Annotated in this window: 20 protein-coding genes and 1 riboswitch; of the genes, 13 read left to right on the plus strand and 7 right to left on the minus strand. The window is 73.0% G+C overall.

Annotated elements, in window-relative coordinates:
* Window positions 1–431: 431 nt before the first annotated feature.
* Genes thyX through AB0C15_RS08005 form a run of 3 tightly spaced genes read left to right on the plus strand, consistent with a single transcriptional unit; the run spans window position 432 to window position 3,887 of the window.
* Entirely contained in the window at window positions 432–1,172 is a 741-nt protein-coding gene (gene thyX, locus AB0C15_RS07995) for an FAD-dependent thymidylate synthase (RefSeq protein ID WP_030336847.1), read from the plus strand.
* A gap of 47 nt (window positions 1,173–1,219) precedes the next feature.
* A complete protein-coding gene (gene dapA / locus AB0C15_RS08000; RefSeq protein ID WP_357349900.1) occupies window positions 1,220–2,146 on the plus strand; it encodes a 4-hydroxy-tetrahydrodipicolinate synthase in 927 nt (308 codons plus the stop codon).
* Between the two features lie 52 nt (window positions 2,147–2,198).
* Complete coding sequence (locus AB0C15_RS08005; protein ID WP_357349902.1) at window positions 2,199–3,887, plus strand: ribonuclease J; 1,689 nt, start codon at window positions 2,199–2,201, stop codon at window positions 3,885–3,887.
* A 64-nt stretch (window positions 3,888–3,951) separates the two neighbouring features.
* Here AB0C15_RS08005 and AB0C15_RS08010 read toward each other — a convergent pair whose 3' ends face one another.
* Both AB0C15_RS08010 and AB0C15_RS08015 read right to left on the minus strand, forming a co-directional pair.
* Window positions 3,952–5,520 carry a YbjN domain-containing protein gene (locus AB0C15_RS08010; protein WP_357350335.1) on the minus strand — a complete coding sequence of 523 codons (1,569 nt, stop codon included), beginning with the start codon at window positions 5,518–5,520 and terminating at the stop codon, window positions 3,952–3,954.
* Between the two features lie 86 nt (window positions 5,521–5,606).
* Complete coding sequence (locus tag AB0C15_RS08015; protein ID WP_357349904.1) at window positions 5,607–6,086, minus strand: YbjN domain-containing protein; 480 nt, start codon at window positions 6,084–6,086, stop codon at window positions 5,607–5,609.
* Window positions 6,087–6,199: 113 nt separating this feature from the next.
* Here AB0C15_RS08015 and AB0C15_RS08020 point away from each other — a divergent pair, with 113 nt between their 5' ends.
* Window positions 6,200–8,665 carry a DNA translocase FtsK 4TM domain-containing protein gene (locus AB0C15_RS08020; RefSeq protein ID WP_357349906.1) on the plus strand — a complete coding sequence of 822 codons (2,466 nt, stop codon included), beginning with the start codon at window positions 6,200–6,202 and terminating at the stop codon, window positions 8,663–8,665.
* Between the two features lie 66 nt (window positions 8,666–8,731).
* Here AB0C15_RS08020 and AB0C15_RS08025 read toward each other — a convergent pair whose 3' ends face one another.
* The gene (locus AB0C15_RS08025; protein WP_357349908.1) at window positions 8,732–8,977 is read right to left on the minus strand and encodes a hypothetical protein; all 246 of its coding nucleotides are present in this window, start codon (window positions 8,975–8,977) and stop codon (window positions 8,732–8,734) included.
* A gap of 83 nt (window positions 8,978–9,060) precedes the next feature.
* Window positions 9,061–9,375, minus strand: coding sequence for an SMR family transporter (locus tag AB0C15_RS08030; protein WP_091400443.1), 315 nt, complete (start codon window positions 9,373–9,375; stop codon window positions 9,061–9,063).
* Between the two features lie 61 nt (window positions 9,376–9,436).
* A riboswitch (guanidine-III (ykkC-III) riboswitch) is annotated at window positions 9,437–9,509 on the minus strand.
* Window positions 9,510–9,601: 92 nt separating this feature from the next.
* Here AB0C15_RS08030 and AB0C15_RS08035 point away from each other — a divergent pair.
* The 7 genes from AB0C15_RS08035 to AB0C15_RS08065 all read left to right on the plus strand — a co-directional run bounded on the left by AB0C15_RS08035 (window position 9,602) and on the right by AB0C15_RS08065 (window position 15,962).
* Complete coding sequence (locus tag AB0C15_RS08035; protein WP_357349910.1) at window positions 9,602–10,525, plus strand: ornithine cyclodeaminase family protein; 924 nt, start codon at window positions 9,602–9,604, stop codon at window positions 10,523–10,525.
* A gap of 89 nt (window positions 10,526–10,614) precedes the next feature.
* On the plus strand, window positions 10,615–12,123 hold the full coding sequence (gene rimO, locus AB0C15_RS08040) for a 30S ribosomal protein S12 methylthiotransferase RimO (RefSeq protein ID WP_357349912.1): 1,509 nt from the start codon (window positions 10,615–10,617) through the stop codon (window positions 12,121–12,123).
* Between the two features lie 77 nt (window positions 12,124–12,200).
* Entirely contained in the window at window positions 12,201–12,791 is a 591-nt protein-coding gene (gene pgsA / locus AB0C15_RS08045; RefSeq protein WP_357350337.1) for a CDP-diacylglycerol--glycerol-3-phosphate 3-phosphatidyltransferase, read from the plus strand.
* Window positions 12,792–13,002: 211 nt separating this feature from the next.
* The gene (locus AB0C15_RS08050) at window positions 13,003–13,482 is read left to right on the plus strand and encodes a CinA family protein (protein ID WP_357350339.1); all 480 of its coding nucleotides are present in this window, start codon (window positions 13,003–13,005) and stop codon (window positions 13,480–13,482) included.
* Between the two features lie 164 nt (window positions 13,483–13,646).
* Entirely contained in the window at window positions 13,647–14,081 is a 435-nt protein-coding gene (locus AB0C15_RS08055) for a helix-turn-helix transcriptional regulator (RefSeq protein WP_357349914.1), read from the plus strand.
* Window positions 14,082–14,280: 199 nt separating this feature from the next.
* On the plus strand, window positions 14,281–15,153 hold the full coding sequence (locus AB0C15_RS08060; RefSeq protein WP_357349916.1) for a PspA/IM30 family protein: 873 nt from the start codon (window positions 14,281–14,283) through the stop codon (window positions 15,151–15,153).
* Window positions 15,154–15,176: 23 nt separating this feature from the next.
* Window positions 15,177–15,962, plus strand: a complete 786-nt coding sequence (locus AB0C15_RS08065) for a hypothetical protein (RefSeq protein WP_357349918.1) — start codon at window positions 15,177–15,179, stop codon at window positions 15,960–15,962.
* Between the two features lie 62 nt (window positions 15,963–16,024).
* On the opposite strand, the gene AB0C15_RS08070 is transcribed toward AB0C15_RS08065, so the two are convergent.
* Together AB0C15_RS08070 and AB0C15_RS08075 are read right to left on the minus strand one after the other, a co-directional pair.
* Entirely contained in the window at window positions 16,025–19,636 is a 3,612-nt protein-coding gene (locus tag AB0C15_RS08070; protein WP_357349920.1) for a hypothetical protein, read from the minus strand.
* A 165-nt stretch (window positions 19,637–19,801) separates the two neighbouring features.
* Window positions 19,802–20,611, minus strand: coding sequence for a DNA-formamidopyrimidine glycosylase family protein (locus tag AB0C15_RS08075; RefSeq protein ID WP_357349922.1), 810 nt, complete (start codon window positions 20,609–20,611; stop codon window positions 19,802–19,804).
* 109 nt (window positions 20,612–20,720) lie between these two features.
* Here AB0C15_RS08075 and AB0C15_RS08080 point away from each other — a divergent pair, with 109 nt between their 5' ends.
* A complete protein-coding gene (locus AB0C15_RS08080; RefSeq protein WP_357349924.1) occupies window positions 20,721–21,983 on the plus strand; it encodes a hypothetical protein in 1,263 nt (420 codons plus the stop codon).
* Between the two features lie 33 nt (window positions 21,984–22,016).
* Here AB0C15_RS08080 and AB0C15_RS08085 read toward each other — a convergent pair whose 3' ends face one another.
* Complete coding sequence (locus tag AB0C15_RS08085) at window positions 22,017–22,259, minus strand: CPCC family cysteine-rich protein (RefSeq protein ID WP_357349926.1); 243 nt, start codon at window positions 22,257–22,259, stop codon at window positions 22,017–22,019.
* Between the two features lie 180 nt (window positions 22,260–22,439).
* On the opposite strand from AB0C15_RS08085, the gene AB0C15_RS08090 reads away from it, so the two are divergent.
* Entirely contained in the window at window positions 22,440–23,000 is a 561-nt protein-coding gene (locus AB0C15_RS08090; protein ID WP_357349928.1) for a hypothetical protein, read from the plus strand.
* Window positions 23,001–23,022: the final 22 nt, after the last annotated feature.

Consider the following 23,022-nt stretch of genomic DNA (forward strand, 5'->3'; position numbering starts at 1 on the left):
CTGCGCCCGCTCCGCGGACGACAACCTCTGCCCCGGCATGACTCCTCATCCTGACGAGAATCCACCCCGTTGCAACAACCACTTGAACCCAAGGCGGCGGGATGCCACTACAACCAGGATGTTGCGCGATCTTGCGGGTCGAAGCGGTCATTGGGGTGCGTCGGTGCATGGGTGCGTCGGTGCTTGGGTGGGCCCTGGCCTTGCTCGACGGCTTGGGCGGTCATCCGCCAGGGCTGATGTCGTACACGAGTCAGCTCCAGAGGACGTCGACGGGACGGGTTGTCCGGGCCTTGGCGGCGACGGTGCGCGGAACCTGGCCTGCGCGGTGGGTGGCGGTGGCCTCGCCGCCGGCTGAGTGATCGACATTGCAGGGGGCGCGCCTGAGTTGGGCCGGTGGGCACCGCACTACTACAGTCCCAGGAATGCCGGACATGGTGCAGCCCCAGGTCAAGTTGATCGCGTGGACCCAATTCGCGGCCCCGGACGACGTGCCGTGGTCGACCGACGCGGAGGGTGGCCAGGCGCTCGCCGAGTTCGCCGGCCGGGCCTGCTACCAGTCGTGGAAGAAGCCGAACCCGGCGACCGCCACCAACGCCGGCTACCTGGCGCACATCCTCGAAGTGGGCCACCTGAGCGTGCTGGAGCACGGGTCGGTCACCTTCTACTTCACCGGTGTGTCCCGCTCCTTCACGCACGAGCTGATCCGGCACCGGCACTTCTCGTACTCGCAGTTGTCGCAGCGGTACGTCCCGGAGCGGGACGCGGCCATGGTCGAGCCGGCGGTCATCGCCGACGACCCGGAGCTGCACAAGAAGTTCGTGGAGGCCGCCGAGGCGAGCGTCCGGGCGTACACCGAGTTGTTGGAGGGCCTCGAGCAGCGCTTCTCCGACGAGCCCAACCCGACGCTGCGCCGCAAGCAGGCCCGGCAGGCGGCCCGCGCGGTGCTGCCCAACGCCACCGAGACCCGGATCGTGGTCTCCGGCAACTACCGGGCCTGGCGGCACTTCGTGGCGATGCGGGCCACCGAGCACGCCGACGTGGAGATCCGTGAGCTGGCCGTGGAGTGCCTGCGCCAGTTGCAGGGCGTCGCCCCGAACGTGTTCGCCGACTTCGTGATCTCCACGCTGCCGGACGGCACCGAGGTGGCGGCCAGCCCGCACGAGGCGTCCTGAGGCCTTCCCCGGCGGGCTCCGGCTGGTCGTCCGCTAGGTTGGAGGGTATGACGCACGACCACCTCGATGCCGCAGCCCGACCGGCGTCCCGCCCCTTCGGCCGGCTGATCACAGCCATGGTGAGCCCGTTCACCCCCGACGGCTCCCTCGATCTCGACGGCGCCGCCCGGCTGGCGAGCCACCTGGTCGACGAGCAGGGCAACGACGCGCTGGTGGTCAACGGCACCACCGGCGAGTCGCCGACCACCACGGAAGCTGAGAAAGAGCAGCTGATCCGGGCTGTGGTGGAGGCCGTCGGTGACCGCGCCAAGGTGGTCGCGGGCGTCGGCACCAACGACACCCGGCACACCATCGAGCTGGCCGCCGCCGCCGAGAAGGCGGGCGCGCACGGTCTGCTGGTGGTGACCCCGTACTACAACAAGCCGCCGCAGAGCGGGCTGCTGCGACACTTCACCGCGGTCGCCGACGCCACCGGCCTGCCGGTGATGCTGTACGACATCCCGCACCGCTCCGGCGTGCCGATCGACACCGAGACGTTGGTCCGGCTCGCCGAACACGGCCGGATCGTCGCGGTCAAGGACGCCAAGAGCGACCTGATCGCCACCAGCTGGGTCACCAGCCGGACCGCCCTCGCCTTCTACAGCGGCGAGGACGCTCTCACCCTGCCGGCGCTGGCCGTCGGATGCGTGGGCGTGGTCGGCACCTCGACGCACTTCACCGGGGCGCTGACCGTACAGATGATCGAGGCGTACGACGCGGGGGACATGCCGACCGCGCTGGCCCTGCACCGGCGGCTGCTGCCGCTGTTCACCGGCATCTTCCGTACCCAGGGCACCATCCTGGTGAAGGCGGGCCTGGCGTCGCTGGGCCTGCCGGCCGGCCCGGTGCGACCCCCGCTCGTGGACGCCACCGACGACGAGATCGCCCAGCTGCGCGCGGACTTCGCGGCAGCGGGCCTGGAGCTGCCCGAATGAACGAACGACACGATGGACGTCGAGTAACGGCGTCGCAGAATGAGGTGGACGCGTGACCGAGGCGCACATCGAGGCGGAGCTACCCCCGCCGCTGCCGGAGGGGGGCCTGCGGATCATCCCGCTCGGTGGGCTCGGCGCCATCGGTCGGAACATGACCGTCTTCGAGTACGACGGCAAGTTGTTGATCGTCGACTGCGGGGTCCTGTTCCCCGACGTCGAGCAGCCGGGTGTGGACCTGATCCTGCCCGACTTCGGCCCGATCCTGGACCGGCTGGCCGATGTCCAGGCGATCGTGCTGACGCACGGTCACGAGGACCACATCGGCGCGGTGCCGTACCTGCTCGCCCACAAGCCCGACATTCCGCTTGTCGGCTCACAGTTCACCCTCGCCCTGGTCGAGGCCAAGCTGGCCGAGCGGCGGATCCAGCCGTACACGCTGACCGTGCGGGAGGGCGGCCGCGAGCGGCTCGGCCCGTTCGAGTGTGAGTTCTTCGCCGTCAACCACTCGATCCCGGACGCCCTCGCGGTGGCCATCCGCACTCCTGCCGGCCTGGTGCTGCACACCGGCGACTTCAAGATGGACCAGTTGCCGCTGGACGGCCGGATCACCGACCTGGCCGGTTTCGCCCGGCTCGGCGCCGAAGGCGTCGACCTGCTGCTGTCGGACTCCACGAACGCGGAGATCCCCGGGTTCGTCACCCCGGAACGTGAGATCGGGCCGGTGCTCGACTCGATCTTCGCGAAGGCCAAGGGCCGGATCATCGTGGCGTCGTTCGCCTCGCACGTGCACCGCGTGCAGCAGGTCTTCGACTCCGCCGTCGAGCACGGCCGCAAGGTCGCGCTGATCGGTCGGTCCATGGTCCGCAACATGGGCATCGCCCGGGACCTCGGCCTGCTCAACATCCCGGCCGGCCTGGTCATCAGCATCGACGAGGCGACCACGCTGCCGCCGGACGAGATCGTGCTGATGTCGACGGGCTCCCAGGGTGAGCCGATGAGCGCGCTGGGCCGAATGGCGAGCGGCGACCACCGGCACATCACCATCGCCCCCGGTGACACGGTCGTGCTGGCCTCCTCGCTGGTGCCCGGCAACGAGACCTCGGTCTACCGGGTGATCAACCGGCTCGCCCGCGCCGGCGCGGTGGTCGTGCACAAGGACGTCGCCAAGGTGCACGTCTCCGGGCACGCCCCCGCCGGGGAACTGCTCTACCTGCTCAACGTGGTCCGGCCCAGCAACCTGATGCCGGTGCACGGCGAGTGGCGTCACCTGCGCGCCCACGCCCGGCTCGGCATCGAGTCCGGAGTCGCCGCCGACCGGGTGGTGCTCTGCGAGGACGGCGACGTGGTCGACCTGGTCGAGGGGCGTGCCAGCCTGGTCGGGCACGTGAAGAGCCGGTACGTCTACGTGGACGGCCTCGCCGTCGGTGACGTCAGCGAGTCGCTGCTCACCGAACGGCGGATCCTCGGTGACGGCGGCTTCATCGCCACCACGGTGGTCGTCGACTCGGTCACCGGCAAGGTGGTCGCCGGCCCGACGCTCTCCGCGAAGGGCTTCTCCGAGGACCCGGAGGCGTTCAACCCGGTGGTGCCACTCGTCACCGAGGCGCTCAACCGGGCGGCGGCGGACGGCATCACCGACCCGCACCAGCTCCAGCAGATCGTCCGGCGGACCGTGGGGCGGTGGGTCAACGACAAGTACCGTCGTCGGCCGATGATCGTGCCCACCGTGGTCGAGGTCTGAGCAACTCCCGCTGACGCCGGTCCACCCTGCTCCGGGTGGGCCGGCGTCGGCCGTCACCGGGGGGTCAGGGCAGCGCCGCGACCGCCTCGGCGTACGCGACGCCGGTGGCGATGGCGGCGTCCACCAACACCCGGAGCTGCGCCGGGGCCACCCCGTGCGCCAGGTCGGTGGCCACGTCGCCGGCCAGCACCAGCTCGTCGCCGAGGTCGTGGGCGTACGCCTTGGGTAGCAGCCGGTCGTGGTTCCAGGCGTTGCAGAAGGCGTACGCCTCGGCGCGGCGCGACGCCGGGAGCCGACGGTCGGCCATGGCGCGGGCGTGCAGCACCTCGCCACGCACACCGGCCCGTCGGAACTGGATCACCACACCCTCCCAGTGGCCGACAACGGTCTCGCCCTCGTCCACCAGATAGCGGTCGCCGCGCCCGTCCAACACCGAAGTGATCATGGTGAGGGAGAGCGCGGACAACTCGCGCTCACCCAGCTCCACCTCGGCGTCGAACGGGTCGGCGTGGGACGGGTCGAGCCCGTCCGGACCGTCGTCGGTGGGCAGCGGAACCGGCGCCGCGAAGGGCCGCTCGGCCAGCCAGGCGGCCATCCGTCCGGAGTGGTGCCCGGTGCCGTTGCGCGCGTCGAAGCTGCCGGCCAACTCGCTCGTCACTCCGAGCAGCAGCGCCCCGAGGCTGGCGATGTCCACCTCGGTGGCCGTCCGCTCGCCGTACGCCGGGCGGGGCACCGTCCGCCCGCCCAGCCCGGCCTCGACGGCCAGCCCGCAGACCAGCGCTCCGGCGGCGGCGAACTCCATGGCGGCGAGGTCGTCGGTGGGCCGGTCCAACCGGGGTAGCTGCTCGGCCAGGATGGCCAGCCCGCGTTCCAGGTGCCCGCCCAGCGCGCAGAACCGCAGGTGCGCGGCGAGGTGCGGGAAGGCCGCGCGTTCACGTCGGTGCCGGCGGTACGCCCGCACGTGTGCCGCCGCCGCCCGCGCCGGCTCGCCGGTGCGCAGTGCGGGCAGCAGAGCTGCGACAAGGTCCCGCTCGGGCTGGTCGGTGCAGGACCGCGAGTCACCGTCTGAGGCGGCGAGTTCGCCGAGCGCGGCGGTCCACTCGCCCCAACCGGCAAGCAGGTCGGTGCGCCGGGCCGAGGTGCAACCCGGGCAGCCGCCGGCCGGGCCGGGCCGCTTCCCGGACCACCGCTCGTACCAGTGCCGGGCGGTGGGCTCGTCGCCCAGGTGATCGGCGATCCGGCAGTGCAGCTCCGCGACGGTGGGCAGGTCCGGACCGTCCGCGCCGACGCGGTGGGCCAGGTCGTGCAGCAGGGACCGGGTCTGGTCCAGCCCGACCCGCGGTGTGCCCAGCAGCGCCTCCACCGCGTACCGCTGGTACCGCAGCAGCAGCCCGGCCTCCGGGTCGGTGAGCAGGTCGGGCCGGTGGTCGGCGGCGGCCCGGCAACGCCGGACCGGCTCGACCAGACGCCACCGTTCCCCGTGCAGCAGGTACGCCTCGATCAGCGCGAACCGGGCGTCCATCCCGGACCGGACGTCGCCAGCGGCGTCGGCCCGCTCGGCGAGCCGTTCCAGGGCCACCTGCCGCGCCGGGCCGTCGGGCAGGTCGCGAGCGTCGGCGAGCGCGGCCTCCAACGCCGGTACGCGGCCCCGCCCGAGGCGCTCACCGGGGCCGGTGGGTGGTGTGCCGGTGCGGCTGCCGGTGACCTCGTCCCGGCCGGTCACGACGGCACCGCTCCGGGCAGTCGACGGACCGCCACGGCCAGTTGGCAGCCGGTGGAGATGCCGCAGTCGAGCAGTTGGTCGAGTTGGTGTGGGGTCACGCCGCGCTCCAGGTCGGTGATCACCTCTCCGTACACCCGGGCCCGACCGGCGTCGTCGACGTGCACGAACGCCTTCGGCCAGAGCCGGTCGTGGTTCCAGGAGTTGCAGAACGCGTAGAGGTCGGGCACCCGTTCGATGCCGAAGGTCGGGTCGACCATGGTGCGGATCTGGAGCAACTCCCCGTCGCCGCCGACCCGGAGGAACCAGATCATGGTGTCGTCGAAGTGGCCCACCAGCTCGCCGTCGACGGTCGTGCCGACGGACCGACCGCGCGCAGCGAGCACCGCGGCGACCAGTTCGCCGGTCAGCGGACGCAGTGCGCCAGGGTGCCCGGCCAACGGATCGTCCGGATCACCCTCGAATTCCGGCGACGCCATGGGGCATCCCTTCTGAGGCGGATATCACGACCGGCGGTGAGGTTCGTGTTTCGACGCGCGGACACGACCCGGAAAAGCGGGGTTCTGCCCGGCCCCACCGTTACCGTGACTCTATGGCGGGCCGTACCTCTCAGGCGAGTCGGCGGCGCGGCGCGTCGCCGCGCGGTGGCACCAACAGTCGTGCCCGTCAACCGGCGAAGAAGACCACCCGGGCGCCGGTCCGGCGTCGCACCACTCCGCCCCGGCCCGGCCCGGCGGTCTACGTGGGCCGTGCGGTGGGTGCACTGTGGATGGGCGTGGCGCACGGCATGGGTTGGGCGGTACGCGCCGCCGGCCGGCAGGCCGCCTCGGCCCGTGACCTCGACCCTGAGCACCGCCGTGACGGCGCGGGGCTGCTCATGTTCGGGCTCGCCCTGCTCACCGCCGTGGCGCTCTGGCTGTCCGGAGCGGGGCCGGTGGGCGCGCGACTCGCCGACACGATCCGGCTGTTCCTGGGCGCGATCTCGGTGGTCGTACCCGTGCTGTTGGGGATCGGGGCCTGGCGGCTGATGCGGCAGCCGGCGGACCCGGAGCACCGCGGCCGTGGGTTGATCGGCTGGGGTTCGCTGCTGGTGTCGACAGCCGCGCTGCTCCAGATCGGTCAGGACCCGGCCGACACGCTCGAGCGTGACTTCGCCGGTGGTCTGGTCGGCGCGGGCGTCGGCGGCATGCTGGAGCGGGCGGTGACCGCCTGGGTCGCGGTGCCGCTGCTCATCCTGCTGCTGCTCTTCGGGCTGCTCGTGGTGACCGCGACCCCGATCAACAAGATTCCGGAGCGGCTGGGTCTGCTCGCCGGTGGGCTGGTGAGCACACCGGAGACCGACGAGGAGGAGGAGGCGGACGAGCCGGCTGCCAAGCCGGCGCGTAAGCGGCCCGCGAAGCGGATGCCTCCACCACTGGACCCGGACGACTTCGAGGACCTGGACGGCGCGGACCTCCAGGAGACCATGGTGTTGCCGCGCAAGTCCGCGGCGAAGGTGCCGGCCAGCCGTAAGCCGGCGGCCGATCCGCCGGAGCACTCGCCCGCCCCGACCCGGGCCGAGCAGCTCGCGCTGACCGGGTTGGCCGGCGACTACACCCTGCCGCCGGCGAACATGCTCAGCGCCGGGGCCGCCGCGAAGACCCGCAGCAAGGCCAACGACGAGGTGATCGCCGCGCTGACCGGCGTGTTCGACCAGTTCGACGTGGACGCGGCAGTCACCGGCTTCACCCGTGGCCCGACCGTCACCCGCTACGAGGTGGAGCTGGGGCACGGCGTCAAGGTCGAGCGGATCACCCAGCTTTCCCGCAACATCGCGTACGCGGTGAAGTCCCCTGACGTACGGATCCTCAGCCCGATTCCGGGCAAGAGCGCCGTCGGCGTGGAGATCCCGAACACCGACCCGGAGAACGTCGCCCTCGGTGACGTGCTGCGCTCCCGGGCGGCGACGAGCGACCACCACCCGATGGTCGTGGCGCTCGGTAAGGACATCGAGGGCGGCTACGTGGTGGCCAACCTCGCGAAGATGCCGCACATTCTCATCGCCGGGGCCACCGGTGCGGGCAAGTCGAGCTGCCTCAACACCCTGCTCGTCTCCGTCCTCACCCGGGCCACACCGGACGAGGTGCGGCTGCTGCTGATCGACCCGAAGCGGGTCGAGATGACCGGCTACGAGGGCATCCCGCACCTGGTCACCCCGATCGTGACGAACGCGAAGAAGGCGGCCGACTCGCTGGACTGGGTGGTCCGCGAGATGGACATGCGCTACGACGACCTCGCCGCCAACGGCGTCCGGCACATCGACGACTTCAACCGCAAGGTCCGCAACGGCGAGATCAAGGCGCCACCGGGCAGCGAACGGGAGATGCGTCCGTACCCGTACCTGTTGGTGATCGTGGACGAGTTGGCCGACCTGATGATGGTCGCGCCGCGCGACGTGGAGGACTCGGTCGTCCGGATCACCCAGCTGGCCCGGGCCGCCGGCATCCACCTGGTGCTTGCCACCCAGCGCCCCTCGGTCGACGTGGTGACCGGTCTGATCAAGGCGAACGTGCCGTCCCGGCTGGCGTTCGCCACCTCGTCGCTCGCGGACTCCCGGGTCATCCTCGACCAGCCGGGCGCGGAGAAGCTGCTCGGCCGGGGTGACGGGCTCTTCCTGCCGATGGGGGCCTCCAAGCCGGTCCGCATCCAGGGTGCCTGGGTCACCGAGCGCGAAATCGCCGACGTGGTGAAGTTCTGCAAGGACCAGCGTGAGCCGGAGTTCCGCAAGGACGTGCTCGCCCCCGCGCAGGAGAGCAAGAAGAAGATCGACGAGGACATCGGCGACGACCTGGACCTGCTGGTGCAGGCGGTGGAACTGGTGGTCACCTCGCAGTTCGGCTCGACCTCGATGTTGCAGCGCAAGCTGCGGGTCGGTTTCGCCAAGGCGGGCCGCCTCATGGACCTGATGGAGACCCGGGGTGTGGTCGGGCCGTCCGAGGGGTCGAAGGCGCGCGACGTGCTGGTCAAGCCGGACGAGCTGGACGAGGTACTGGTCGGCCTCCGCGGCGACGTGGACTGACCACGGCCGACCCCGGACGCACGACGGGCCCGCCGGAATTCCGGCGGGCCCGTGACGTGGAGACGGTCAGTTGCTGATCAGCGCGGCGAAGACCACCAGACCGAGGATCGCGGCGACGACGCTCGCCGCAGCCGCGTACCAACCCAGCGGCTTGTCACCGAGCACCGCGCCGACGACGCCCGCGATGACGCCGAGCACGCCGAAGATGATCGGGTTGAGCAGCAGGGCCAGGACCGCGAAGACGAAGCCCACGATGGTGAGGATGCGGGCGGCGTTGCTGCGGGGGCGGGCGGTGCTCGGCATGTCGGCCATGTCGTCCTCCGGGTGAGAGCCTGTCGTGACGTATCGATCACTACCCACTGTGGGCGTCGGCCACGCATCCCCGACGGGGGACCTCAGTGGAAGATCTTCAACCCGATCACGCCCGCCACCACCAGCAGGAGGCAGAGGATGCGGGGCAGGCTCGCCGACTCGCCGAGCGCCAGCATCCCGACCAGAGCGGTGCCGACCGCGCCGATGCCGACCCAGACCGCGTAGCCGGTGCCGACGGGGATGTCCCGGAGCGCGTACGACAGCCCGGCCATGCTCAGCAGCAGGGTCACCACGAACACCACGGACGGGATCAGCCGGCTGAAACCGGCGCTGCGGTCCAGGGCGATCGCCCAGGCCGTCTCCAGAAGTCCCGAGATCACCAGTACGAGCCAGGCCATCGTCCACCTCACCGGAAGCGCCCGGGGCTGCCGCGCCGGGACGAGTCGAGTCTGCACGTCACGCGGGGCGTCTTGGCCTGACCGGGTACGCCCACCACTCGTCCGGAGCGGCCACGAGCATCCGGGGCCACCGCCGCCGACGCTAGCACCGACCGTGGCGTCGTGGCGGTGACCGTCGCCACCCCTCGTTGACCTCCACCTGACTTCAACTTGCAGTATCACCACCATGACCATGCTCTACGCCGACCCCGAGGTCGCTGCCGCGCTTGACGCCGCCACCACGGTCGACGCCATGCGCGCCGCCCTCCTGGCCGCGTACGAGGGACGCCTGGTCGCGCCGCCGCGGGCCGCCGCACCGCTGAGCGGCGGGCGGATGGTCCTCACCGCCGGGCACCTGCTCGGCGAGTGGTACGGCTTCCGCTCGTACGACACCTTCGGGCATCCCCAGGGCGAGCAGGTGGTGGTGCTGCACGACGCCCGGACCGGGGCGGTCCGGGCGATCGCCGTCGGCGAGGAGTTGGGCTCCCGTCGTACCGGAGGGTTGGGGGGCCTCGCCGTCGACGCGCTGGCCCGCCCCGACGCCACCACCCTCGGGGTGATCGGCTCCGGCCGGCAGGCGTGGACCCAGGTCTGGGCCGCCGCAGCGGTCCGCCCGTTGCGCGAGGTGGTGGTGCACAGCCGGTCCGCCGCCCGCCGGGAGGCCTTCGCCGCCCGGGTCCGTGCGGAGTTGGGCGTGCCGGCCCGCGCGACGGCCGACCCGCGCTCGGCCGTCGCCCGGCGGGACGTGGTGGTGCTGGCGACCACCAGCCCGACCCCGGTGCTCTGCGCCGCCGACCTCAGCCCCGGCACGCACGTCAACGCGGTCGGCTTCAAGCAGCGCGACCGCAGCGAGTTCGGCCCGGACCTGCTGGACACCGCCGACCTGCTGGTCACCGACTCACCTGCCCAGGCGGCGGACTACCAGCCGCCAATGCTCGCGGCCACACCCCCGTACGCCGGGCGGTTGCGCGACCTGGGCGGCATCCTGGCCGGCGCGGTCCCCGGCCGGACCACCGCGGACCAGGTGTCGGTCTTCTGCTCCACGGGCCTGGCCGGCACCGAGGTCTTCCTGCTCGACGCGCTGACCCGGGTGGCCGCGGCGACCCGCTGACCGTCCGGCGAGAGGGGTGACCGGAAGTGGTGTCGACCGCCTTCGCCGGCCGTGTGCGTGGGCTTCCCCGACTGGCCCGGTACCCTCGGATGGTGTCTGCCACCTCTCCTTCTCCCGCTGACCACGCCGAGGGCCGCCGCGTCGCCCTGCTGACTCTGGGCTGTGCCCGCAACGAGGTCGACTCGGAGGAGCTGGCCGCCCGCCTGCACGCCGGCGGTTGGCAGGTGAGCACCGACGGCGAAGGCGCCGACGTGGTGGTCGTCAACACCTGCGGTTTCGTGGAAAAGGCCAAGCAGGACTCCATCCAGACCCTGCTCGCCGCCGCCGGGACGGGCGCCAAGGTGGTCGCCGCCGGCTGCATGGCCGAGCGGTACGGCCGTGAGCTGGCCGACAGCCTGCCCGAGGCGCAGGCGGTGCTGAGCTTCGACGACTACCCCGACATCGCCGCTCGGCTCGACGCCGTCGTCGCCGGCGAGCAGATCGCCGCGCACACCCCACGGGACCGGCGTGAGTTGCTGCCGCTGACCCCGGTGCAGCGCCGCGACAGCGGGGTCTCGCTGCCGGGCCACGGCACCGTGACCCGCACCGTCGTCGACACCGACGAGCACACCCCGGCACACCTGCGTCAGGTGCTGCGCCGCCGGCTCGACACCGGCCCGGTGGCCTCGCTGAAGCTCGCCAGCGGCTGCGACCGCCGCTGCGCGTTCTGCGCCATCCCGGCCTTCCGGGGGGCGTTCGTCTCGCGTACGCCGGACGAGCTGCTCGCCGAGGCGGAGTGGTTGGCCAAGAGCGGCGTACGGGAGCTGGTGCTGGTCAGCGAGAACTCCACCTCGTACGGCAAGGACCTGGGTGACCCGCGGGCCCTGGAGAAGCTGCTGCCGCAGCTCGCCGCGGTGACCGGCATCGTCCGGGTGCGGGCGAGCTACCTCCAGCCGGCCGAGACCCGGCCCGGGCTGGTCGAGGCGATCGCCAACACCCCGGGTGTGGCCGCGTACTTCGACCTGTCGTTCCAGCACTCCAGCGAGCCGGTGCTGCGCCGGATGCGGCGTTTCGGCTCCACCGACCGGTTCCTGGAGCTGCTCGCGACCGCCCGCGCCCTGGCCCCGGACGCGGGCGCCCGGAGCAACTTCATCGTCGGTTTCCCCGGCGAGACCCGCGCCGACGTCGACGAACTGGTCCGGTTCCTCACCGAGGCCCGGCTCGACGCGATCGGCATGTTCGACTACAGCGACGAGGACGGCACCGAGGCGGCCGGCCTGCCCGGCAAGGTCTCCGCCGCGACCATCAAGCGACGGTACGACCGGCTGTCCGCCCTCGCCGACGAGCTGTGCTCGCAGCGGGCCGAGGACCGGCTCGGCTCGACGGTCGAGGTGCTCGTCGACTCGATCGAGGACGGCGTGGTGGAGGGTCGGGCGGCGCACCAGGCGCCGGAGGTGGACGGTTCCACCACCCTGGTCGCCCCGGTCGAGGGCGGGGTCGACCTGGCCGCGCTGCGCCCGGGCGATCTGGTGCGCGCGACGGTGACCGGCACCGAAGGGGTGGACCTGCTCGCTGTGCCGGATGAGATGATCTCGGCGGCGCCCGGCGCGGCACGGTGACGGCGGGCCCGAGCGGAGCGGGGGAGCCAGGTGGTGCGGTGCCGGGAACACCTCGGCGGCCCGAGCGGGGCGCGGCGGTGACCGGGGCGACGGAATCGACGCCGGGTCGGGTGGTTGCCGTGGTGCCCGTCGTCAACGCGGCCAACGCGTTGACCGCCCTGCGGCTGGTGCTGGTGCCGGTCTTCGCCGCCTCGGTGATCGTCTCGGGCATGTCCCACGCCGGCTGGCGGATGGCGGCCTGCCTGATCTTCGCGGTGGCCTCGGCGACCGACCTGGTGGACGGCTGGATCGCCCGCCGCTTCGGGCTCGTCACGTCGGTGGGCAAGGTGGCCGACCCGATCGCCGACAAGGCGCTCACCGGCGCCGCGCTGGTGCTGCTCTCCTGGTACGACACGTTGCCCTGGTGGGTGACCGCGCTGATCCTCGTCCGCGAGCTGGGCATCACCGGGCTGCGGTTCTGGGTGATCCGGCACGGGGTGATCGCCGCCAGTCGAGGGGGCAAGGTCAAGACCGCGCTCCAGATCCTGGCCATCGTCTGGTATCTCTGGCCGATGCCGGCCGCCCTCGCCGCCGTCGGCCCGTGGATCATGGCCGCCGCCGTCCTGGTCACGGTCGCCACCGGCTTCGACTACATAGCCCAAGCCCTCCGCCTCCGCCGCCCCCGCTGACCCCCCGCCGGCCGGCTCTCCCGCCGTTGATCATGAAGTTGTCGCCACGACACGCCGCGTGTCGTGACAACAACTTCATGATCAACGCGGTGGGCGGTGGGCGGTGGGCGGGGTTGGGGTTGGGGGGCTGTGGGTGGGGAAGGAACTGGTTTCCGTGACCGGGGTGGGGGTTGGGGTGTCGGAGGACGGCGCTGAGGTGGGCGACGCCCAGGTGGGCAGTACGGCGGCGGGGGTCGTGCACCGGCTGGCGGAGCGGCAGGAGACCCTGGCCACCGTCGAGTCGCTGACCGGCGGGTCCCTCGCCGCGTCGATCGTGAACATCGCCGGGGTCAGCGCGATCTACCGGGGTGGCCTCGTGGTCTACGCCACCGAGTTGAAGGCGACCCTGGCTGGCGTACCCGCTGATCTGTTGTCCGACCGGGGGCCGGTGGACCCGGACGTGGCGGTGGCGCTCGCCGAGGGTGGCCGGCGGCGGTGCGGCGCGGACTGGGGGCTGGCCACCACCGGGGTGGCTGGTCCGGAGCCGCAGGACGGGAAGCCGGTGGGCCTGGTCTACGTCGCGGTCGCCGGACCGGACGGCAGCGAGGTCCGCCAGCTCGACCTGGGCGGGGGCCGGGACCACGTCCGCGCGGCGGCGGTGGTCGAGGCACTGCGGCTGCTCGCCGAGCGGCTCGCCGCCGCGACACCGTGAACGCCCGGGAAGCCCGTCCCGAGGAACCCGACGGGCGGGGCGGGATGTCGCCCGGGCCCGCAACGGGTACGGTTGCGGGAAGGCTCCGACGTTCGGAGTCGGCGCGGTCCGCCGCGACCGGCTGCCCAACGCCGGGCGCGAGGTATCCCTCAGGGGGAGGTGCGATGATCCTGCTACGCCGGGTGATCGGTGACGCACTGCGGGCGCGCCGGCAGGGGCAGCAGCGCACGCTGCGTGAGGTCTCCACCGCCGCCAACGTCAGCCTCGGCTACCTCTCCGAGATCGAACGGGGGCACAAGGAGCCGTCGAGCGAGCTGCTCGCCGCGATCTGTGACGCCCTCGGTGCCCGGCTGTCCGAGCTGCTGCGTGAGGTGAGCGACACCGTGGCGCTCGCCGAGCAGATGCCCGGGGTGCTCGTCCCGATGCCGGACGAGCCGGCCGACACCCCAGCCAAGAGCACCAGCCGCGGGGTCCGTCAGCTCACCTCCGACGGCAAGGTTGCGGTCTCCGTCCGTCAGGACTCGCCGCTCAAGGCCACGCTGCGCAGCACCCGGGTCCGCCCGACCGAGCGCGACCGGGACGTGGTCTGCGCCGCCTGAGTCGCCGGTCCGGTTGACCGTGGGCGGGCTGGCTCCGCCCGCGTAGGGTTGCTCGCAGGAGCCGCCGGTGCTGTCGACCGCCCGGTACGGATGCCTCGTTGGCGTTCGGCTGGGACGATGGAGACCGGCCGGTCGCGGTCGGTCGGTTCAGCCGGCCCGGCCGTGGTTGGAGCGACGCTACTGAGGGGATACCACAGAGATGGCGAACCCGTTCGTCAAGGGTTGGAACTACCTGATGGCGCTCTTCGGTGCGAAGATCGACGAGCATGCCGATCCCAAGGTGCAGATCCAGCAGGCCATCGAGGATGCCCAGCGGCAGCACCAGGCGCTGGTCCAGCAGGCTGCCGCGGTGATCGGCAACCAGCGTCAGCTGGAGATGAAGCTGTCCCGGCAGATGTCCGAGGTCGAGCGGCTGCAGGGCAACGCCCGGCAGGCCCTGGTGCTGTCCGACCAGGCCCGGGCCAAGGGCGACGAGGCCGAGGCGGTGCGGTTCGAGCAGTCCGCGCAGACGTTGGCCAGCCAACTCGTCTCCGCCGAGCAGGCCACCGAGGACCTGAAGACCCTGCACGACCAGGCGCTCGGCGCCGCCGCCCAGGCCCGCCGGGCGGTCGAGAACAACTCGATGATCCTCCAGCAGAAGCTCGCCGAGCGCACCAAGCTGCTCAGTCAGCTGGAGCAGGCCAAGATGCAGGAGACGGTGGCCCGCTCACTGGAGTCGATGTCGTCGCTGACCGCACCCGCGAACACCCCGTCGCTCGACGAGGTGCGCGACCGGATCGAGCGGCGGTACGCCAACGCGATGGGTCGCGCCGAACTGGCTGGCAACTCCGTCGAAGGCCGGATGTTGGAGATCCAGAAGGCCACCATCGACTCGGCCGGCTCCGCCCGGTTGGAGCAGATCAGGTCCAGCATGGCGGGGGAGCAGCTCGGCGGTGCGGCCCAGCGACCGGCCGCGCCGCAGGCCGAGAAGACCGGCCCGGCAAACGACCCGACGGCCGCCGCCCGCCTCGACGAGCTGCGCGCCAGCATGGCCCGCGAGCGGGGCACCGGCGACCCGACCGCCGCAGGCTGAACGACCGGACCGAGGGGGCCAGGGTGGCAGACGAGCGGACGCGGTACTTCCGGAGGCTGGGTCGGCTCCGCCGGTCGGCCCGACGGTGGAGTGTGCTGGCCGGTGGGCTCGGCGGCGCGGCGGCGGTGCTGACTCCGTACGCCGGCCTTGGTCTGCCCGACGCGGCCTGGGCCGGCGCCGCGGGCAGCGCGGTGGCGCTCGCCGCCTGGCGCTGGATCGACGTGCGGGCCCTGGCCGCCCAGCCGGCGCCACCCGCGCTCGACCCGGCCGAGGCGGCGGCCCGGTCCCGGGCCCGTCTGATCGCCGCCGTCGAGCGACTGCCGGTCGGCCCGGGTGTGCTGGCCGAGGTGCGCCGGGTGCGTTCCCGGATCGCGCTACGCGGCACCAGCGCCGGGGAGCAGTGGGCCCGACTGGACCGGGCCGCGCTCACCCTGGCCGGGATGGCCCCCCGGCTCACCGGGCTGGCCGAGCCGGCGGTGCTGGAGGCCGCCGCCGCCGACCGCTCGCTGCGCGAACTGGCCGCACGGGTGGCGAGCGTCGAACGTGCGCTGCGGCTCGCCCCGGCCGACGCCCGGCCGCCGCTGGCCGAGGCGCACGCCGCGCTGACCGCCCAACTGGAGGGCGGGGTGGCGGCGTACGAGCGGCTGGTGGTCGCCGCCGCCGGCTACCTCGCCGAGGACTCCCGACCGGAGACCGCCCACCCGGCCGCCGACCGGCTCACCGAGGCGACCGACCTGCTGCACGGTGTCGCCGGGGCCCTCGCCGAGCTGCGCGCCGTCGGCACCCCGCTGCGCGCCCCGACGCGCTGACCGGGCACCGCCCCGAGACCGCCCGCCACCGGAACCGCGCGCCCGCCGAGGCCGCGCGCCGCTCACTCTGGTGTCGTCACCAGGACCGGCCCGGTGTACGGCGAGGTGCCCACGACGTTGAACGACCGGATCCGGTAGTGGTAGGTCACGCCCCGGGCCAGCCCGGTGTTGGTGAAGCCGCGGCCGGTCACCGTGAAGGTCGCCACCTCCCGGTCGAAGGTCGGGTCGAGCGCCCGCTGCACGGTGAACCCGGACCCGGGGCCGCCGGGTGTGCTCGCCTCCCAGGCCAGGATCACCGTCGCGGTGTCCGGCCCCGGTGCGGTGGCGGTGGCGCTTACCCCGCTTGGGGTGCCCGGCGCGGGCGGTGACGTCACCGTGGCGACTGTCGACCACGCCGAGGCGGCACCCAGGTAGGTGGTCCGCACCCGGTAGTAGTACGTGGTGTCCGCTGCGACAGTCGCGTCCAGGTGGTTGTCGCCGACCCCGATCGCCGTGGTGCCCGGGCCGCTGGTGAATGTCGGGTTGGTGGCCCGTTGCACGTCGATGCCGGTGGCGAACGACCGATTGGTCCAGCGCAGCGCCACGCGTAGCGGCGCGGCCGGTGGAAGCGTCGCGACCAGGCCGCTCGGGGCGGCCAGGTGCACCGAGGCGGGCACGCCGTTCGACCAGGACGAGTAGCTGACCGCGTTCTCCGCCCGGATCCGGTAGTGGTAGGTCACGCCCGGGGTGACCGTCGCGTCGGTGTACCTGGTGGCGGCGGCCGCGACGGTGATCGTGGTGACCTCGCCGCCGAAGGTGGCGTCGGTGGCCCGTTGCAGCAGGTGGCTGGTGGCGGCCGGTCGTCCACCGTTGCTGGTCCAGGCCAGCGCGATCGCGGGTAGCGCGGTGGCGGAGCCGGGCACCGGTGTGGCGGTCAACCCGGTCGGGGCCTTCGGGGTCACCCGCAGCACCAGCGGGCGGGTCATCCCGCCGTCGCGGTGGGCGGCGAGCTGGCTGTGCCACCGGTACTCCCAGCCCAGGTTGACCAGCTGGTTGACCACCGTGGCGGGTCGCCCGTCGGCCGGGCTGACCGGCGTGGACCCGGTCCGGGCACCGGCCGGGCGGCCCGGATCGAGCAGCCGGACGCTGTCACCAAGCTTGAACGGCAGCGTCGGCGCGACCGGGCGCAGCGCCACCACCACGTCCTCCCGGGGGTTGACCCGGATGATCCCCTTCCAGCCCAGCTCGGTGCCGTGCGGGAGTCGCAGCCTGCCGTCCCAGCCGACCCGGTTGACCACCTGTACGTCGCAACCGCCGATGTGCAACGGCTCGGTCTGCCGGACGTTGCCGCTGATCCGCCAGAGCTGCGTGCCGTCGGTCGGGGCACCCACCGGCACGGCGGTGTCGGTGGCGAAAAGCACCTCGGTGACCGGGTCGGTCGGGCCGAGCGGAAGCGTCGTCGGGTTGAGCGGCCCGGCGTACGGGTGCCCGACGCCGAGCCGGCCCGCCAGTCGGCCGTGGTCCGGCTCGAAGATCTGCTGCGCGGCCTTGACCGTGATCGGCAGGGTCACCGGGCCGGTGCCGGCGGTCGGCGTGAACGTCACGGTGGTGGCGTGCACCGGCACCGTCGTCTGCGCCGCGGTCCGGGTTCCGAACGCCGGGTCGTACGCCGGCTGCGGGACGATCGGCGGGCGCTGGCTGGCCGCGTACGCCTGGGGTAGTCGGTCGCGCAGCCGGCCCAGGTCGTACGGCGGCGCGGGTGCCCCGGTGACCCGGAACTGGAGCAGGGTGCGGGTGTTCGGGCCGTACCCCGGTTCGGTCCGGGGTGGACCGCCCTCGGCGCTGCGGTCCGGGGCGTCGGTGTGCTGGTCGTAGCGGCTGTCGAAGCCGGGCAGCGGGGCCGGAGCGTCGTTGTACAGGATCAGCGTGCTGCCCGGTGGCACGGCGGAGAAGTCGACGAGCACGTCGGCCCGCTCGCCCGGGGCGAGCAGCAGGGTGTGCCCGTCGACGTTCAGCACGGTCGGGTCGCGCCGGTCGTAGCGGTAGCCGACGGGCCGGTTCGGCAGCACCACCGGCGCCGGCAGGAGGCCGCCCTCGTTGCCGATCTGGACGAACTCCGGGCCGGCGGCGCGCGGGTCCGGCACACCACCGTCGCGTCCGTCGGTGGGCCACCCCGCCGGGCGGTCCGTCGCGCGCACGGCGGGCACCATCGGCACCTCGCCGGCGTCCGGGTCGGCGAGCGCGCCGTCGGCGGTCCACATCGCCGCGTCCGAGCAGGCGCGGTAGAGCTGCAGGTTGAGGCTGCGGTCCAGGCAGGCGTTGAGGATCCGGAACCGGTAGGCGCGCGGCTGCACCTCCAGGTACGGGTAGGCGACACCGTTGACGAGGGGGGTGTCGCCGTACGCCTCGGGGACGGCCGACGGGTGCGGTACGTCGGGGCTCGACGGCGGTTCGTCCGGCGCGTCGACCGGGTCGTGGTACGGGTTCGGCACCCACCTGTCGGCGCGCGCGTCGTCCGGGGCGCAGGTACGGGACCAGGGGCCGTAGTCCCACCGGCCGGTCGGGTTGCGTCCGCCGGCCCGGTGCGGGTTCTGCCGGGGCTGGTAGACGTGCGGGTGCCAGAGGCTGCCCCGGGCGCCCCAGCGTTCCCGGTCCCAGGTCGGGTCCTCGGCGGCGAGTTGGGTGTCGTCCGGAACGAACGTCTTGTCCTCGATCACGAGCGGCACCTGGTCGGCCGGCAGCACCGCGTCGGCGACGAGGTGGTCCTCGGCCGGGTCGGTGAGCAGGTAGAGCCCGAGTTGCCCGCCGTAGACGGTGAGCCGGGCCAGGCCGACGGTGTTGTCGTGGAACCACAGCAGGCGGCCGCTCTGCTCGTTCGGGAAGTAGAGGGTGGTGGCCCCGGCGCCGGGTGGCGGCATGTCCGGCACGTGGGCCAGTCCGGGTCCGCTCGGGTACGGGGTGATCTCCCCGGCCGGTGTGATCCACTGCCCCGGGTTGCCCGCGCTGGTCCAACCGGTCTGCGCCCCGGCGAGGTGCAGCACGGCCCGGTTCTGCGGGTACGGCGCCGGCCCGTCCAGGGGGCCGAGGCCGGCACCCTCGACGGTGTCGTCGACAGGCAGGAACAGCTCGCCGGCCCGACCGGTGGGGAGCTGGTTGATGAACTTCACCCGGACCGGTCGACCCCGGCGGGCGACGATCATCGGCCCGAGGTGCCAGGGGCGCTCCGGAGGCACCACCGTGTTGTGTCCGGCCGGGTCGGTGCCCAGGTTGAGTTGCCGGTAGCCGCGCAGTCGGGTGGCTGGCAGGTCCCGGTGCAGCCGCTGGGCGTACTCCTGGAGACCGATCTCGTAGTAGTCGCAGCCCGGGTAGCTGATGGTGTCCGGCGTTGCCACCGGCAGGTGGCTGCCGAGGTCGCCGCGGCCCGGCTGACCGGGGAGGGGCAGCGGGTCGACGAACTTGCGCAGCCCGGACCCGGCCGCCAACCGTCCGTCGGGGTCACGCGTCGGGCGAGGGCTGTGGGCGAAGTTCGGCACCGGGCCGAAGTACCGGGGTACGACGGCCGGGTCCAGGCTCGGCGTCGGGGCGGGCTCCTCGACGGTGCGGGCGGCCGGCACGGACGCGGCCCGGCCGGTGGCGTCGGTGTCGCTTGTGGTCCGCTCGAAGAAGGTGGAGCGGAGTCTGCGGAACATCGCCATGACTCTCCCCGGTTCGGGGCGCGAGATCCGCCACCCCGGCGTGGTGGACCCCGGCACTCTGCTGACGGTCGGTGAGCGCTCAACCGCAGCATGCGACTCCGGCGGCCGGTTAGGAATTACCCAATCGTCCGTTTCTGCGCCGGGTCCCACTCAACGAGAGCCTGGTCAACCGGCCAACGGCGGAACCGGGCGTTCGGGCTGACAGACCGGGCACCAGTAGGTGACCCGTTCGCCCAACTCCTCCTTGCGGATCGCGGTGCCGCAGCGGCGGCAGGGCTGGGCGCGGCGGCCGTACACGTAACTGGTCTGCCCCCGGTGCAGCGAGCCGGTGCTGCTCTGCGTCCACCGACCCCGGTTGGCGGCGAGCAGCCGCTGTGCGAGGGCGACCAGGCCCGGCAGGTCGGGCACCCCGGCGACCGGGGTCCACGGTGACACGCCGCGCAGGAACAGCACCTCGCACTTGTAGAGGTTGCCCACCCCGGCCAGGTTCCGCTGGTCGAGCAACGCCTCGCCGATGGTCTGCTCCGGGTGGTCGGCGAGCCGACGGACCGCTTCGGCCGGGTCCCAGTCCGGGCCGAGCAGGTCGGGGCCGAGGTGGCCGACCAGTTGGTCCTCCTCGGCGCTCGGCACCAGGGTCAGGTCGTGCAGGTGGTAGCCGACCGCGACAGCGCCGGCGCTGCGCAGCACCACCCGGATCAGGTGCGCGGGTCGGCCGCTCCAGCGTTCCCCCGGGGCGTACGCCCGCCAGGCGCCGTCCATCCGCAGGTGGGAGTGCAGGGTCCAGTGCGCCTCGGTCGGGGTGTCGAGCCGGAGCAGCAGGTGTTTGCCCCGGCTTGCCGACTCGCGGACGGTCCAGCCGGTGAGGTCCGTGGTCGCCAGTTGCGGCACCCGGAAGTCACTGCCGGTGATCAGCGCGCCGGCCAGCGCGCGGTGCAGCACGCGTGCGGTGTTCCAAACGGTGTCGCCTTCGGGCACCCTGCCATCCTCCCTCTTTCGAGCAAGATTCGCATGTGTCGCTATTTGTAGTCAGGTTCCTCATGATCTCCTGACATGCGAAGGTCAGGGGGTTCTGAGGAGAATGCCCATGTCGCGACCCCGTTGTCGTATCCCATCCGTCGCCCTCGTCGCTACCCTCGCCCTCCTGCTCACCGCAGCTCTCCTACCCGCCGCCGGTCCCGTCCCGGCCGCACCCGGCGGCGCCCCGATCACCCTCGTCGCCGCCGCACCCGGCGACGAACGGTGGAGCGCCGACCTCACCACCGTCGACGGCGACGATGTCAACGTCCGGCGCACCGCGGCAGGTCTGCGACTGCGGGAGGCCCGACCCGCCCGGCGCGGCGCCGGCAGCCCGCACAGCGCGGTCGCCGAGGGCATGCTGCTGACCGCTCCCCGCACCCTCGCCCGGCCGGCCACCCGGGTCCGCGCCACGATCGACGCCGCGGTGCCGAGCGGGGCGACAGCGGAGGTGCAGGTCCGCGGCGCGCGGGCCACCGGCTGGACCGAGTGGCGCGCGGCCACCGCCGGCACGGCCTTCGACCGGCCCGTCACCCGGGTGCAGACCCGGGTGGTGCTCACCGCCCCCGCCGGTGGCGCCACGGCGACGGTACGGCGGGTGCAGCTCACCGCCGACGCGAACGCCGCCGTGTCCGCCGCCACACCCGGCCGCACCTACCGGGTGTACGCCACCCGGATCGGCCTGGTCGGCGAACTGACCGCCAACGGCCGTACCGTGCAACCCCGGGACCACTTCGCGGCGCTGCCGTCGCGGCGCGGCCTCTCCCCGCTCAACACCGGCGACTACACCGTGCGGGTCTGCACCACCAACGGCTCCCGCTGCGAGTACGCCCCGGTCTGGGACGTCGGCCCGTGGAACACCCGCGACGACTACTGGAACCCCTCGTCGGTCCGGGAGAACTGGAAGAACCTGCCGCAGGGCCGGCCCGAGGCGCAGGCCGCCTACCAGTCCGGCTACAACGGCGGGCGCGACCAGTTCGGGCGGACCGTGCTCAACCCGGCCGGCATCGACCTGGCCGACGGCACGTTCTGGGACGGGCTGCGACTGACCACGAACGCCTGGGTGGACGTCGCCTACCTGTGGACCGGCGGCGGGCCGCGCGGCGTGGTCGGTGACGGGCCGCTGAACATCCGCACCGGGGCCAGCACCGCGTACCAGACCCGTGGCCTCGCCGCCCGGCTGGCCCACGTACCGATCCAGTGCTACGTCACCGGTCAGTCCGTCGCCGGCCCCTACCGCACCACCACCCGCTGGAACCGCCTGGCCAGCGGCCAGTACGTCAGCCACGCGTACATCTCAAGTGTCTACGGCGGCGGCGTGCCGGCCTGCTGAGCCACGCTCACGCCGCCGGGCGCCCCGCCGACGTCAGGGGCGCTCGTCGGGGCGAGCCGCCCGCACCATGTCCTGGTAGCGGGGGTGGCTGGCACCGTAGACGGCGTAGTTGAGGCGGGCGTGCGAAAGGCTCAGGTCGCCGTTGGGGCCACCCCGGACGGCATCGGCGTCGGCGTCGGTCTGGCCGTCGTCGGTCCAGAAACAGACGGGGCAGGTCCCCCCGCCCGTCCGGGATGCACAGCAGGGACAGCCCACAGGAACCACATGCTCACCCACCGGAGAAGCATTCCACAGTCGAACATCAGGCCGATACCCGCAGGAGGTCCCCCGGGACGGCGGCGAGGAGGTCCGCGGCCCGCCTGCCGTCGACCGCGACCGCTCCGCTGGCGGATACGGGACAGCGCGATGGCCGACCGGCCCCTCCCGCCGGCCGGGGACGTTGGGCAGACTGCCCTGGTGACAACTCGGAACCTCCCCGCAGTCGGAATCCTGCTCGTCGCCGTCGCCCTCAGCGCCGGCTGTGGCAGTGACGACGACGGCAGCCCGACCGCGACCCCGTCCGTCTCGTCCGAGGCGGCCCCGACCGACCTGCCGACGCCGCCGCCGGCCTCGCCGAGCGCCGACGGTGCCGCCTCGCCGTCCGCGGCCGCGCAGGGCACGACGCAGCGGCGGCCGGCCAGCCCCCCTCCCGTGGTGCTGCCCAAGCGCCCGGCCAGTGCCCCCGGCGCCAAGCAGGTCGTCGACGCCTTCCGGGCCGCCGGGTTGAAGGTGCCGCACCCGTTGGACCGCTCGGTCGACTGCGGGCCGGACGGCCTCGGTCTGGGCTGCTCCGAGCTGATCGCCACCGACGCCGTCACCGTCTACGTCTTTCCGGACGAGACAAGCGCCAGCGACATCGCGGAGACCTGGGGCGGCCAGTCGTACCGGCGCGGTGCGGTGGTGCTGAACTACCTGGAGGCGAAGACCCCCGCCGCCGACCGCCCACGCTACGAGAAGGCCCTCGACAAGCTGGGCTGAGCCGCCGGCGTGGCCGGAGCAT

This window comes from Micromonospora sp. NPDC048835, from assembly GCF_040649995.1.
In the GTDB taxonomy this organism is placed as follows: domain Bacteria; phylum Actinomycetota; class Actinomycetes; order Mycobacteriales; family Micromonosporaceae; genus Micromonospora.

Bases quoted from the DNA above. Each gene is read 5' to 3' on its own strand.
- thyX (WP_030336847.1), top strand. From the start codon at position 432: ATGGTGCAGCCCCAGGTCAAGTTGATCGCGTGGACCCAATTCGCGGCC.
- dapA (WP_357349900.1), top strand. From the start codon at position 1,220: ATGACGCACGACCACCTCGATGCCGCAGCCCGACCGGCGTCCCGCCCC.
- AB0C15_RS08015 (WP_357349904.1), bottom strand. From the start codon at position 6,086: ATGGCGTCGCCGGAATTCGAGGGTGATCCGGACGATCCGTTGGCCGGG.
- AB0C15_RS08020 (WP_357349906.1), top strand. From the start codon at position 6,200: ATGGCGGGCCGTACCTCTCAGGCGAGTCGGCGGCGCGGCGCGTCGCCG.
- AB0C15_RS08025 (WP_357349908.1), bottom strand. From the start codon at position 8,977: ATGGCCGACATGCCGAGCACCGCCCGCCCCCGCAGCAACGCCGCCCGC.
- AB0C15_RS08030 (WP_091400443.1), bottom strand. From the start codon at position 9,375: ATGGCCTGGCTCGTACTGGTGATCTCGGGACTTCTGGAGACGGCCTGG.
- AB0C15_RS08035 (WP_357349910.1), top strand. From the start codon at position 9,602: ATGACCATGCTCTACGCCGACCCCGAGGTCGCTGCCGCGCTTGACGCC.
- rimO (WP_357349912.1), top strand. From the start codon at position 10,615: ATGGTGTCTGCCACCTCTCCTTCTCCCGCTGACCACGCCGAGGGCCGC.
- AB0C15_RS08055 (WP_357349914.1), top strand. From the start codon at position 13,647: ATGATCCTGCTACGCCGGGTGATCGGTGACGCACTGCGGGCGCGCCGG.
- AB0C15_RS08060 (WP_357349916.1), top strand. From the start codon at position 14,281: ATGGCGAACCCGTTCGTCAAGGGTTGGAACTACCTGATGGCGCTCTTC.
- AB0C15_RS08070 (WP_357349920.1), bottom strand. From the start codon at position 19,636: ATGGCGATGTTCCGCAGACTCCGCTCCACCTTCTTCGAGCGGACCACA.
- AB0C15_RS08080 (WP_357349924.1), top strand. From the start codon at position 20,721: ATGTCGCGACCCCGTTGTCGTATCCCATCCGTCGCCCTCGTCGCTACC.